The organism is Faecalibacterium sp. OF03-6AC, assembly GCF_003478175.1.
In the GTDB taxonomy this organism is placed as follows: domain Bacteria; phylum Bacillota; class Clostridia; order Oscillospirales; family Ruminococcaceae; genus Faecalibacterium; species Faecalibacterium taiwanense.
In genome coordinates this window covers 131,789-143,528 of record NZ_QUEN01000001.1, presented here as the reverse complement: position 1 = coordinate 143,528, position 11,740 = coordinate 131,789, and the positions used below count along the sequence as shown (strand labels likewise).

Annotated in this window: 13 protein-coding genes, 1 tRNA gene and 1 riboswitch; of the genes, 3 read left to right on the top strand and 11 right to left on the bottom strand. The window is 58.1% G+C overall.

What is annotated here, in order from left to right:
* Nucleotides 1-12: 12 nt before the first annotated feature.
* The 5 genes from DXA66_RS00640 to DXA66_RS00625 all read right to left on the bottom strand — a co-directional run bounded on the left by DXA66_RS00640 (nt 13) and on the right by DXA66_RS00625 (nt 5,444).
* Complete coding sequence (locus DXA66_RS00640; protein ID WP_118526141.1) at nt 13-945, bottom strand: carbohydrate kinase family protein; 933 nt, start codon at nt 943-945, stop codon at nt 13-15.
* A gap of 94 nt (nt 946-1,039) precedes the next feature.
* A complete protein-coding gene (locus tag DXA66_RS00635; RefSeq protein ID WP_118526139.1) occupies nt 1,040-1,996 on the bottom strand; it encodes a pyruvate kinase in 957 nt (318 codons plus the stop codon).
* 216 nt (nt 1,997-2,212) lie between these two features.
* Complete coding sequence (locus DXA66_RS14195) at nt 2,213-2,380, bottom strand: hypothetical protein (protein WP_158576266.1); 168 nt, start codon at nt 2,378-2,380, stop codon at nt 2,213-2,215.
* 142 nt (nt 2,381-2,522) lie between these two features.
* Nucleotides 2,523-3,914 (bottom strand): sodium:alanine symporter family protein, encoded by a 1,392-nt coding sequence (locus tag DXA66_RS00630; protein WP_118526137.1) that lies wholly within the window; start codon nt 3,912-3,914, stop codon nt 2,523-2,525.
* 198 nt (nt 3,915-4,112) lie between these two features.
* Nucleotides 4,113-5,444 (bottom strand): MATE family efflux transporter, encoded by a 1,332-nt coding sequence (locus DXA66_RS00625; RefSeq protein ID WP_118526135.1) that lies wholly within the window; start codon nt 5,442-5,444, stop codon nt 4,113-4,115.
* Between the two features lie 309 nt (nt 5,445-5,753).
* Between DXA66_RS00625 and yfcE the strand changes: the two genes are divergently transcribed.
* Nucleotides 5,754-6,299 carry a phosphodiesterase gene (yfcE, locus tag DXA66_RS00620; protein ID WP_118526133.1) on the top strand — a complete coding sequence of 182 codons (546 nt, stop codon included), beginning with the start codon at nt 5,754-5,756 and terminating at the stop codon, nt 6,297-6,299.
* The gene (locus DXA66_RS00615; protein WP_118526131.1) at nt 6,299-7,135 is read left to right on the top strand and encodes a DNA-3-methyladenine glycosylase; all 837 of its coding nucleotides are present in this window, start codon (nt 6,299-6,301) and stop codon (nt 7,133-7,135) included. Before yfcE ends, DXA66_RS00615 begins: the two co-directional genes overlap by 1 nt.
* A gap of 92 nt (nt 7,136-7,227) precedes the next feature.
* Here the strand turns inward: DXA66_RS00615 and bilS are convergent, their stop codons facing one another.
* From bilS to DXA66_RS00600, 3 genes are all read right to left on the bottom strand, one after another.
* Entirely contained in the window at nt 7,228-7,719 is a 492-nt protein-coding gene (gene bilS, locus DXA66_RS00610) for a flavodoxin family protein BilS (RefSeq protein ID WP_118526129.1), read from the bottom strand.
* A gap of 63 nt (nt 7,720-7,782) precedes the next feature.
* Nucleotides 7,783-7,858: transfer RNA gene (locus DXA66_RS00605), tRNA-Ala, on the bottom strand.
* Nucleotides 7,859-7,999: 141 nt separating this feature from the next.
* A complete protein-coding gene (locus tag DXA66_RS00600) occupies nt 8,000-8,629 on the bottom strand; it encodes an energy-coupled thiamine transporter ThiT (RefSeq protein WP_118526127.1) in 630 nt (209 codons plus the stop codon).
* Nucleotides 8,630-8,711: 82 nt separating this feature from the next.
* Nucleotides 8,712-8,811: riboswitch (TPP riboswitch) on the bottom strand.
* A gap of 110 nt (nt 8,812-8,921) precedes the next feature.
* On the opposite strand from DXA66_RS00600, the gene DXA66_RS00595 reads away from it, so the two are divergent.
* A complete protein-coding gene (locus tag DXA66_RS00595; protein ID WP_005945675.1) occupies nt 8,922-9,170 on the top strand; it encodes a sporulation transcriptional regulator SpoIIID in 249 nt (82 codons plus the stop codon).
* 50 nt (nt 9,171-9,220) lie between these two features.
* Here DXA66_RS00595 and sigG read toward each other — a convergent pair whose 3' ends face one another.
* The 3 genes from sigG to DXA66_RS00580 all read right to left on the bottom strand — a co-directional run bounded on the left by sigG (nt 9,221) and on the right by DXA66_RS00580 (nt 11,665).
* Complete coding sequence (sigG, locus tag DXA66_RS00590) at nt 9,221-9,988, bottom strand: RNA polymerase sporulation sigma factor SigG (RefSeq protein ID WP_118526125.1); 768 nt, start codon at nt 9,986-9,988, stop codon at nt 9,221-9,223.
* An 84-nt stretch (nt 9,989-10,072) separates the two neighbouring features.
* The gene (locus tag DXA66_RS00585) at nt 10,073-10,777 is read right to left on the bottom strand and encodes a sigma-70 family RNA polymerase sigma factor (RefSeq protein ID WP_118526123.1); all 705 of its coding nucleotides are present in this window, start codon (nt 10,775-10,777) and stop codon (nt 10,073-10,075) included.
* Nucleotides 10,778-10,825: 48 nt separating this feature from the next.
* Complete coding sequence (locus DXA66_RS00580; RefSeq protein ID WP_118526121.1) at nt 10,826-11,665, bottom strand: sigma-E processing peptidase SpoIIGA; 840 nt, start codon at nt 11,663-11,665, stop codon at nt 10,826-10,828.
* Nucleotides 11,666-11,740 lie beyond the last annotated feature (75 nt).

The window sequence follows — 11,740 nt, the reverse complement described above, 5'->3', positions numbered from 1 at the left end:
TCTGATATTACTTTAATCCACCACCGGAATGTTCAGCCCGAATTCCAGCGGGCGGAAGCGGGGGCAGACGTTCTCGGTGATGCAGATGACCGATGCGGCCAGTCGGCTGCCGATCTCGCAGGACTCGGCCAGCGTTTTGCCATAGGTCAGGCCGATGGTGGTGCCGGCAAAGAAGGCATCGCCTGCGCCGGTGGTGTCGATCACATCCACCTTCTTGGCAGGCACCACGCCGCACTCGCCGTTGGCGCGGGCATATACGGCACCCTGACCGCCCATGGTGATCACCATACTGGGAATGTTGGCGCTGTGCACATTGACGGCCAGAACCCTGCACATTTCGTCCGGAGCCAGATGACCGTAATCATCGGAGAACAGCAGCCCGGCTTCCTGCTGGTTGCACACAAAGCAATCGATCTGCTGCAAGAAATCCCGGCGCTCCATGGCAATACTCATGTTGGAAATGGCCGCAAAAACCTTTTTGTTGTACTTTTTGGCGTAGTGCAGCACCTGTTTTACAGTATCTTTTTCCAGATCCAGCTCCAGCGCAATGGCATCGCAGTCGGCAAAGATCTCGTCGCCCTTTTCCTTTAAAAGGCCGGTGAGGGGAGTGGTGTCCGGCCGCTTGGAAATGGCTGCATGCACATCGCCGTCGTTGTCAAAGATGGCCAGCCAAGTGCCCATACCGTCCGGCACGCGCTGGATGTACTTGGTGTTCACCTTGTGGTTCTCCAGCTTGTTGATCACATCCTGTCCCATGCCGGTGTCGTCCACCAGACTGACAAAGGTAGGGCGCAGCTCTACATTGGCGATATCCTCCACCACGTTGCGGCTCACTCCGCCGTGTACCTGCTCAATGCGGCCGGCATTGCGCCCGCCCGGAATATAGGCGGAAAGGGGATAGCCTTTGATATCCACAAAAACAGCACCGAGCACAACGATTCCCATAGCAAAAAACCTTTCTGAACAAGAAATATTTACGTCTATTATACCGTATTCTGACACAATGCGCCATCCCTTTTGCGCAAAAACTCCGCAAAGGTCAGGCAAGGGCTGTCTGCGCTGTGCGCACCAGATATTCCATGGCCTGCATCGGGTACTGTCCGGCAGCAGTCTCGCCGGTCAGCATGACGCTGGCGGCACCGTCCAATACGGCGTTGTAGATGTCGCTCACCTCGGCCCGGGTGGGCACGGCGCGGGTGCACATGCTGTCCAGCATCTGGGTCACCACCATAAAAGGCACACCGGCAGCCCGGCAGGCGGCGGAAAGCTGCTTCTGGCAGCGGGGCAGCTCCCACAGCGGCATGGAATTGCCAAGGTCGCCCCGGGCAATGACAATCTCATCTACAAGGTGGATGAATTCCGGCAGGGCACGCACACCGGTCATGTTTTCAATTTTGGCAAAGATACGGATATCCGCAGCCCCGGCTTCTTCCAGCGCATGGCGCAGGGCCAGAATATCTGCTTTGCCGCGCACAAAAGGCAGCATCACACCGGTAACACCGCACTGCTTTGCAATTTTCAGGTTCTGCAGGTCTTCCTCCGTCAGGGTAGGCGAGGGCACCGCAAGGCCCAGTGCAGCAATGCTTTTGCGGCTCTGCAGGGTGCCGCCGCGCACCACGGTGCACACAAGGGCTTCCGGCAATGCCTGTGTGACCTGCACCAGAAGCTTGCCGTCGTCCAGCAGAAGCTGCTGTCCGGGCGCAGCCGCCTGTACCAGAGCTGCCGGGCAAGGTACGCCGTCTGCGCCAAGGCGTACAGAGCTGCCCTCAACCAGAGCAACAGGCTCTGCCAGCGTGCCGATGCGCAGTTCCGGCCCCTGCAGGTCGATCAGCAGCTGGCGGATGCCGGCTGCGCGGATCATGGCCAGCCAGTCGGTGTGCGCCGCCAGCGGCCCGTGGGAAAGATTCATGCGGATGCCGGTCATGCCGGCTTCCACCATGTGCTGCAAGATCGCCGGCTGTGCGCAGGCCGGGCCGATGGTACCATAAAAATCCAAGGTTCATTCCCTCGATTCATTTTTTATTTCTAATGTATATTGTAACATGAACTGTCCGGGTTGAAAAGAGCCGGACGCGGGCAGAATAAGGGGATTGAAAAAATGCGGTAGCAGCCTGCGCAGGGAAATTGCGAAAAATCAAAGATCCGGAACCTTTTGGAGCCGTTTTGGCCCTGAAAAAGTTCCGGGTTTCGTACAGTATTTTTTGGATGCTTTTTATCGGCAAAGGCCGAGACGCTTTTTGAAGCCCTCCCACAGGCGCACCACCCGCTCCCGCGGCAGGAAATAGTTCACCAGCAGTGCAATGATCAGACCAATGGCGGTGTCCAGAATGGAGCGCGCCCGGCAGCTGAACCTTGTGCCGGGGGATATCTTGTTCCGCAAGGTGTTCTGCTATACCCGCAAGGACGGCGATTGCTGGGTGCACTGTGTGGCATGGGTACCGGTACACCTGCCCGAATAACAAAAGAGGCTGTTGCACATCGTTTTAGCCGAAAGTTCAACAGCCTCTTTTTGTTGTGGGCAATCAGCCCTCCGATGCAAAAAATTCTTTGGTCAGCCTGACCACTGTGCCGGAAAGCAGCAGCAGCGCGAGCAGGTTCGGAATGCTCATCAGGCCGTTGAAGGTGTCGGCGATGCTCCACAGCAGGCCCAGATCCATCGTTGCGCCCAGAATGGACACAAAGGAGTAGACCAGAAAGAAGGGCTTTGCCACCTTATCGCTGCGGCACAGGAATACCAGGAACCGGGAACCATACAGGCCCCAGCCGATGATGGTGGAAAAAGCAAAGCAGCACAGGGCCACGGCGGTAAAGATGGAAGCCCAGCCGCCGTAGGTGGTGGTAAAGCCGCTGATGGTCAGCTCTGCACCGGCTGCGGTGCCGTAGTTCACGGTGGTGCCGCTGCACAGAATGACCATGGCAGTCAGGGTGCAGATGACGATGGTATCAGCAAACACTTCAAAGATGCCGAACATGCCCTGCTTGACCGGCTTTTTGGTGTCGGCGCAGGCGTGGGCAATGGAACCGGTGCCAAGGCCGGCCTCGTTGGAGAAAATGCCGCGGGACACACCCTTCTGCATACTGACGAACAGGCTGCCGATGGTGCCGCCGGTGAACGCTGCCGGGTTGAACGCACCCGCAATGATGGACTCGAACACATAGGGCAGGCGCTCAAAGTTCAGCACCATAACGCCCACGGACAGCACGATGTAGAACAGAGCCATAAAGGGCACCAGCTTTTCGCTCACGCTGCCAATGCGCTTGATGCCGCCCAGCAGCACCATGGCCACCAGCATGGCCACTGCGATGCCAACCACGAGGTTCAGGGTAGAAAGCGCACCGCCGCCCACCACGCCGTACTCCAGCAGAGCGGTATCGATAGCGGCAACGATGGTATTTACCTGTGTGGCATTGCCGGTGCCAAACACGGTCAGCACGCCAAACAGGGAATACAGCACAGCAAGAAACTGCCAATGCTTGCTCAGGCCGTTTTTAATGTAGTACATGGGGCCGCCTACCCATTCGCCCGCCTCGCTGCGCTCACGGTAGTGCACCGCCAGCGTGACCTCGGCAAACTTGGTGCACATGCCCAGCAGGGCAGAACACCACATCCAGAACACGGCACCCGGTCCGCCAATGGCGATCGCGCCTGCCACACCGGCAATGTTGCCGGTGCCCACGGTGCCGGCCAGCGCGGTGCACACCGCCTGAAAGGGGGTCATGGCACCATCGGAAGCATCCTTTTTGCGGAACATGCGTCCGATGGTGGTCTTGATGGCGTAGGGAAATTTGCGGATCTGCAAAAAGCCCGTGCGAACGCTCAGGAGCAGGCCTACGCCGATGATGCACACCATGGCGGGCACGCCCCAGATGAATTGGTTGACCGCCTGATTGACGGCCGTGATCGTCTCGATCATATTTTTCCCACATCCTCTGTTAAATTGCGATTTTCCAGCCGCAATGCCGGAAAATAAACACCTCATTTTACCGCAGTTTTTGCGCACTGTCAAATAAAATGCACAAAAAAGAGGGAGGGCTTTTGGCAAACTCTCCCTCAACTGCTTGAAACTATTTTATTTTACTTGGCCTTCGCCGTCCAGCGCTTTCAAGAAGGCTCAGCACTTTCCAACTGCCTTGCGGTACACCGGGTAAGCCACGATGGCGGACAGCACTTCGGTGATCCAGAATGCATGCCACACACCGTTGGCACCAAGGAAATGGCACAGCACAGCGGCCAGCGGCATGATGAATACGATGTAGCGGCACAGCGAGATGACTAGCGATTCTGCGCCCTTGCCAAGGCCTTCCAGTGCACCGGAAGAGGTGGTGGATACGGCAGAAACCACAAAGCCCAGACAGATGATGCGCAGGGCAGTCTGGCCGATGGCGACGGTTTCGGGGTTGGAGGTGAACAGCTGCATCAGCGGGCGGGAAGCGAACAGGCAGATGACCGTGCCCGCAGCCATGATGACAGCACTCATGATGAGGGTGAGTTCGTAGAGCTTTTTCACGCGGGCGTGCTGCTTGGCACCGTAATTGTAGCCAATGAGCGGGCGCATACCCTGCACGATGCCGTTGGCGGGCAGATACAGGAAGGTCTGCAGCTTGTAGTAAATGCCCAGCACCACCACGTAGCTCTGAGAAAAGCCCGCCAGCAGGCCGTTCAGGAAGGTGACCAGCAGAGAGGGCAGGGCCAGATTGAGGATGGCCGGCACGCCGATGGCATACAGTCTGCCGTCCAGTGCGGCATCCGGGCGCAGGCAGCTGCGGCGCAGTCGGACAGGCAGCTCAGTACGGACGTAAACGAAGAGGTAAACGCACAGGCTCAGCAGCTGGCCGATGCCGGTGGCAAGGGCCGCACCTGCAATGCCCATGGCAGGCACCGGGCCAAGGCCGAAGATCAGGATGGGGTCCAGAAGGATGTTGCACACACAGCCGAAGATCAGCGCCGCCATAGTCACCTTCATGCGGCCCACGGCCTGAAACATCTTTTCAAAGGCCAGTGCCGCCATGTTGATGGTGGCAAACAGGAATACGATGGTGGAGTAGGTGATGCCGGATGCGATCAGGCCTGCGTCGCTGGTGAACCGGCGCAAAAAGCCCGGCATGATGACAATGCTGACAATGGTGATGAGAATGCCGTGCATCAGGCTCAGCGCCATGCCGTGGGTGGCGGCAGTCTCGGCCTTTTTGTGGTCGCCTGCGCCAAGGTACAGTGCGATCATGGCATTGATGCCAATGCCAAAGCCAATGGCAATGGCGTTGGCAAAGTTCTGGATGGGATACACCAGACTGAGGGCAGTCATGGCATCCTCGCTGATACGAGCCACGAACAGGCTGTCCACGATGTTGTACAGGCTGTTCACCAGCATGGAGATAACGTTCGGCAGTGCCATGGATACCAGCAGCGGCAGCACCGATTTTTCTTTCATAAAGGTCTCGTTCATAGTGTTTGCATTGCTCCTGTAGAGAAAAGAAATGAATTACTGCAGCCGCGGAATCGTCAGGGCGAGACTGCTCGAAAACAAACGCAGACGCAAAAAAGCCACACAATGGCTTTTTTGAAGTCATTGTGTGGCGAAAAGTAGCATACTGCTGTAAAAATCCACACGAATTTTATTAACTGTAGGATAACACGGCTTCCGGCAGATGTCAAGAGGTCAAACGGATAAAGTATGACTTTTATAGACTTGACCATTTTTCACCGGGAGGCTAAAATAAAAATAGATACTTTATAAAATAAGGAGAATCCTGCCATGAAATGGATGATCGCATCCGACCTGCACGGGTCGGCGTTTTATTGCAAAAAAATGATCAAAGCGTTTGAGCGGGAGAGAGCAGACCGGCTGCTTTTGCTGGGGGATCTTTTGTATCACGGCCCCCGCAACGACCTGCCGGAGGGCTATGCCCCGAAGGAGGTCATCCCGCTCCTGAACGGGCTGAAGCCGGCGCTTTTGTGCGTGCGGGGCAACTGTGACGCTGAGGTGGATCAGATGGTGCTGGATTTTCCCATTCTGGCCGACTATGCGGTGCTGCCGGTGGGCAGGCGGCTCGTTTACGCTACCCACGGTCATGTACACAACCTGAAAAAACTGCCGCCGCTGGCTCCGGGGGATGTCCTGCTGCATGGCCACACCCACATTCCGGCGTGGACAGAGTTCGGCGAAGGCAATCTCTACCTGAACCCCGGTTCTGTGAGCATCCCGAAGGAGGGGAGCGCACATAGCTATATGACACTGGAAGGGGAGACTTTCCTTTGGAAAACGCTGGAAGGCGAAGTGTACCGGGAGCTGGAGCTGTGATGGGGGCAATGGAGCTGGAAGAGAAAACGGTTCAGATCCGGGATGATTTCGACCCGGACAAAATTCTGGAAAGCGGCCAGTGCTTTCGCCCCCGGAAGCAGGCGGAGGGCTGGTATCGGTTTGTTTCCGGGAGACAGCTGCTTTACCTCAGACCACTGCGCAGCGGAACCTACACGGTGCGGTGTGAGCCGGGCGCATGGGAAACCTTCTGGCACGGTTACTTCGACCTTGGCCGCAGCTATGCCGCCCTGCGCGGAAAGCTGGACAGCCGGGACGACTTTCTGCAGCGTGCCATGGAATATGGCCGGGGCATCCGGGTGCTGCGTCAGGATGAGTGGGAGATGCTGGTCAGCTTCATCATCTCGCAGCGAAAGAGCATCCCGGCTATCCGCAGGGCGGTAGAGCTGCTTTCGGAGCGGTTTGGCGAGCGGCTGGGCAGCGATAGCGAAGGGCCGGTGTACACGTTCCCGACAGCAGAAGCGCTCTGCTGTGCCGGGGAGCAGGCGCTGCAGGAGTGCGGTCTTGGCTACCGCACCCGCTACGTGCTGCATGCGGCGCAGCAGGCGGCAGAGGGCACACTGGACCTGAAAAAGCTGGCTTCCCTGCCCGATGAAGCACTTTTTGCCCGTTTGATGGAACTGGACGGTGTGGGCAAAAAGGTGGCAAACTGCGTGTGTCTGTTCGGCTATGGCCGTGTGGGCCGTGTGCCGGTGGATGTCTGGATCGAACGGCTCATTCGGGACGAGTTTGCCGGACAGGACCCGTTCCCGCAGTTCGGGCCGGAAGCAGGCATCGTGCAGCAGTACCTGTTCTTTTATAAAAGAAGCGTGGGATGAGAACCGCGGAACTGCAGGCAGGAGCGTAGGATCATCCGCTAAGCAAAAAAGGCAACGGCTTCCTCTGTTTGAGGAAAACCGCTGCCTTTTTATCATTTTACCGCCTGCTTTAACCGTTCCAGATCTTCTGCATCCGGGTGAGAAAGGGCGTTGTCAAAATTCTCGATCAGCGCATCCAGATTGGGCAGATGGATCGGCTGCTTTTTCATGCCCTCATACCGCTGGCGTACCGACAGCGGCATCTTGCCCTGACACATATAACGGCCGAAGACTGTGTTGCTCCTGTCCAGCGAACCCTCCACCTTTTTCAGGATCTTGTTGAAATACTCCTCACTGCCGCCAAAGCCGGCGGTGCCAAAAAGGAAGATGCTTTTGCCGTGCAGCTGCTTCAAAAAGTCCAAAGTGCTTTCGTCAGCGTTTCCCTTGTCTGTCCAGAAGCCCACATAGAGGTCGTCCGCTTCCATGGCAGCAGGGTCCGGGGTGCCAAAATAGCAGCAGTTTTCCTGTGGCAGACAGGCGTGCAGCGTGTCTGCCAATAATTTTGTGTTGCCTGTTTTACTGCTGAATACGATCGCGTAGCTCATAGTTTCTCCTTTGGTCGGTAACAACAAAAAATACCGCACGTTTCCGTGCGGTGTTTTTCCTTCTGGTGGAGAATACCGGGATCGAACCGGTGACCTCTTGCATGCCATGCAAGCGCTCTCCCAGCTGAGCTAATCCCCCAGATGTTTGTGCCGTGCCTGACGACAGGAATAATTATACCAGCGCTTTGCCGGATTGTCAACAGCTTTTTGGGATTTTCTGCAAAAAAAATTCCCGCCGGGGAAATGCCCTCCCCGGCGGGAAAAATGACTGCGAAAAAACTTACGCTCTTGCGTTCTGCGGGTCGAAGATCTGCGGTGCGACACGGATCAGGATCACCACAAGGACCGTGGTCAGGATGGCTTCCGGCAGCATGTAGGTGGCGTTGTACACGGCACTGTACAGCCAGCACAGACCGTCCACGCTCATGTTGGAGATGCCGGGAAAGCCGATCTCGGTCATCCAGCTGAACGCGTAGTCGTAGTCCTTCCAGACGATGTAACCGGACAGAAAGCTGCACAAAAAGCGCAGCAGGCACACCACAAAGGCGCTGACACCGACACCCACGGTGCGGCGGCGGAACGGCTTTGCGATCAGGCAGGCAAAGCCAAGCACCGTGAAGGCCAGAAGGTAGTCCAGCAGCACGCAGCCCACCTGTGCCGTGAGGGTCTGGCAGTATGCCAGATTGCCAAGGCCCTGCACAAGCTGGATCAGGCTGTTGACGAAAGCGGTCATGATGCCCCACTTTGCGCCGTGGCGGTAGCTCATTACCAGAATGGGCACCATGCTGAACAGGGTGATGGAACCACCGTGGGGCATGAGCGGGATCTGGATCATGCTCAAAACGGTGGACAGGGCGATCATCAGTGCGCCCTCCACCAGAATGCGGGTCTTGGAATAGGTTTTGGTCATAGGGATTCCTCTTCTCAGAACAATAGTACACAAAAACAAAATGCGCCCGCTTTTCAGCAGGCGCATGGGGTTTGTGAAAGAACGGACAGTTCTGCAAACTCCCACGCCGGCATTGTCCGGTCTGGTAAAAGGGTACTCCGCAAAACGCGGATCTCAGCCTTTCGGCGCCCCTGTTTTTATGTCCAAGCAAAAGTATAGCGCATCCGGCGCAAAAGTCAAGCCCCGGCGGAACATATCTGCCCCGGCCTGTGCATAGGCTGTACTATAAGTTCACAATGGGAGGAGTCTGGATATGAAGGGAGACCCCGAACAGAGGGCGGTACAGCTGGGCGAATATATCGCGGCCAACCGGGCCACAGTGCGTGCGGCGGCAGCGGTGTTCGGGTGCAGCAAGTCCACCGTGCACAAGGATGTTGCGGTACGGCTGCGGACGCTGCAGCCGGAGCTGTTCCGGCAGGTGCGGGCGGTTCTGGCCTGCAATAAGGCAGAGCGGCATCTGCGCGGCGGTGCGGCCACCCGGCGCAAATACAGCCGCAGATAAAAGACGGCACACTTCCGAACAAAACGGAAGCTGTGCCGCCTTTTTTAGGTTCAGTCCCGGGTGCGGAACTGGCTCAGTGCGCCTTTTTCCAACCGGCTGACCTGTGCCTGACTGATGCCGATCTCCTGCGCCACCTCCATCTGGGTCTTGCCCTGCAGGTAGCGCAGCTCCATGATCCGCTTTTCCCGCGGGGTCAGCCCGGCCACGGTCTGCCGGAACTGCAGCCCGCTGATCCAGCTGTCCTCGCCGTCCGGGTCCCGCACCTGATCGATCACATACATCGCATCGCCGCCATCGGTGTACACCGGCTCTTCCAGACTGATCGGCTCCATCACCGATTCCAGCGCAGCGGCCACTTCGCGCCGGGCAAGGCCCGCCGCCTGTGCGATCTCGTCCATGGTCGGCTCGCGGCCCAGCTGCTTTTCCAGCGCTTCGCGGCTCTGCATGGCACGGTAGGCGGTATCCCGCAGGCTGCGGCTCACCCGCAGGGCGTTGTTGTCCCGCAGAAAGCGCCGGATCTCCCCAATGATCATGGGCACGCCGTAGGTGGAAAAGCGCACCGGCTGGGCAGGATCAAAGTTATCGATGGCCTTGATCAGGCCGATGCACCCCACCTGAAACAGGTCGTCCAGATTTTCGCCGCGCTGGGCGAACCGCTGCACCACGCTGAGCACCAGCCGCAGGTTGCCTTCCACCATTTGTTCCCGGGCTGCTGCATCACCGGCGTGGGCGCGGGCCAGCAGTTCCCGCTTTTCGGCTTCGGTCAGCACAGGCAGCTTTGCAGTGTTCATGCCGCACAGCTCCACTTTGTTGTACATCCAAACGCCCCCGGTCTGTTTTGATCTTCACCGGGAGTATGGCCCTGCGTGCAAAGCACTATGCACGGGAAAAACTGGGAGCCGTTATTCGTTTTCCAATTGTACTTTTAAGGTATGGATGATCCGTTTTTCCAGCCGGGAAATGTAGCTTTGGCTGATGCCCAGTGCGTCGGCGGCCTCCTTCTGGGTGCGCTCAATGCCGTCCGCCAGACCAAAGCGCAGCTCCATGATCTGCCGTTCCCGCGGGGACAGGCTGTCCACGGCCCGGCGCAGCACGGCACGCTCCGCATCCTGTTCCAGCCGCTGGCTGATCTGGTTCTCATCACTGCCCAGAATATCAGAAAGCAGCAGCTCGTTGCCGTCGCCATCCACGTTCAGCGGTTCGTCGATGCTGGCTTCCTGACGGCGGTTGGAGCTTTTGCGTAAGTACATCAGAATTTCATTGCCGATGCAGCGGCTGGCGTAGGTGGCCAGCTTGATGCTGCGCTCCGGCGTGAAGGTGTTCACCGCCTTGATCAGCCCGATGGTGCCAATGCTGATCATGTCCTCGGCAGGCACACCGCTGCTTTCATACTTTTTGGCAAGGTACACCACCAGCCGCAGGTTGTGGGTGATCAGGTCGTCCCGGGCAGCGGCATCGCCTGCAGCCATACGGGCCAGCAGGACTTTTTCCTGTTCCGGGGTCAGGGGCGGGGGCAGGCTGGGCGCGCCCGCCAGAAAATGTGCGCCGCCGCAATAGCCCAGCCGTGCAAGGAGCCAACGCCAGAACCGGTGCAGAACATGAAACATGAATACCCCTCCTGTACATCTATAAGTATCGATCGCATCAAACGCTTCTCAGCGGATGCCCAGCTGTACGGCCAGTTCGCTGCCCAGCAGAGCTGTCCATGGCTGTTGTGCTTCCGGGCGGCAGAATGCGGCCAGAATGCCCGCTGCACTGCCTTTGCTGGTGCGCAGGGCCTTGGCCGGAACGGCAGGCAGCACGCAGTGCCCGGCAATGGTGGTGCAGGGCACCAGCCGCACCCGCAGCTCCGGCGGCGGTGCCGTGCCGCAGGCAAAATAACGATCCAAAAATGTGCGCAGCTCCGGCGGCAGGGCACTGCGCACGGCAGGATAATAGACCAGAACCACTGCCTGCCCGGTCAGCGGGTCCTGCACTGAGAAGCCGGTGTCGCAGAAAGCCTGTACGGAGAGGGCTGCACCTTCCAGCTCCAGCACAGCGGCAAAGCAGCGGGTGCCTGCACGGCCAAAGCAGAACAGTACACCGCGCAGCACGGCAAGCACTGCACCGCAGCACAGCAGCAGCCGGCCCGGGGACAGCGGCAGATAGACGCAGAGATTTGCGCTTTGCACTCCGGGCAGCAGCACGGCTCCGCACAGCAGCAGGTTCAGCAGCAGATACCACACACACAGCTGCACAAAATTGCGCAGGCCCGGCACACCGTAAGCCGCAGCTACAGCAGCACAGCAGGTGAACACCTTATAAAGGAAAGCTGCAGGCTCGGGCAGCTCCGGCAGCAGAATGCCCAGCGAAGCCGCTGCCGCTGCCGCACTGCCCGCCATCAGCCGCAGGCCGCTGCACTGCCGCGCACACAAAAGCCCTGCGCCCAAAAGCAGCGCTGCTGCGGCCAGAAAGTTCGTCAGCAGCAGTTCGTCCAGATAGATCACGGTTTTCATACACGATCCCTTTCAAATTCCAGTATCTTCCAATTCTGCAAAAAACCATGTCGCTGTGTGCAAAAAAGCGGCTTC

Coding starts and splice junctions, on each gene's coding strand:
- DXA66_RS00625 (WP_118526135.1), bottom strand. CDS start 5,444: ATGAACGAGACCTTTATGAAAGAAAAATCGGTGCTGCCGCTGCTGGTA.
- bilS (WP_118526129.1), bottom strand. CDS start 7,719: ATGAGCTACGCGATCGTATTCAGCAGTAAAACAGGCAACACAAAATTA.
- DXA66_RS00630 (WP_118526137.1), bottom strand. CDS start 3,914: ATGATCGAGACGATCACGGCCGTCAATCAGGCGGTCAACCAATTCATC.
- yfcE (WP_118526133.1), top strand. CDS start 5,754: ATGAAATGGATGATCGCATCCGACCTGCACGGGTCGGCGTTTTATTGC.
- DXA66_RS00580 (WP_118526121.1), bottom strand. CDS start 11,665: ATGAAAACCGTGATCTATCTGGACGAACTGCTGCTGACGAACTTTCTG.
- DXA66_RS00640 (WP_118526141.1), bottom strand. CDS start 945: ATGGGAATCGTTGTGCTCGGTGCTGTTTTTGTGGATATCAAAGGCTAT.
- DXA66_RS00615 (WP_118526131.1), top strand. CDS start 6,299: ATGGGGGCAATGGAGCTGGAAGAGAAAACGGTTCAGATCCGGGATGAT.
- DXA66_RS00595 (WP_005945675.1), top strand. CDS start 8,922: ATGAAGGGAGACCCCGAACAGAGGGCGGTACAGCTGGGCGAATATATC.
- sigG (WP_118526125.1), bottom strand. CDS start 9,988: ATGTACAACAAAGTGGAGCTGTGCGGCATGAACACTGCAAAGCTGCCT.
- DXA66_RS00600 (WP_118526127.1), bottom strand. CDS start 8,629: ATGACCAAAACCTATTCCAAGACCCGCATTCTGGTGGAGGGCGCACTG.
- DXA66_RS00585 (WP_118526123.1), bottom strand. CDS start 10,777: ATGTTTCATGTTCTGCACCGGTTCTGGCGTTGGCTCCTTGCACGGCTG.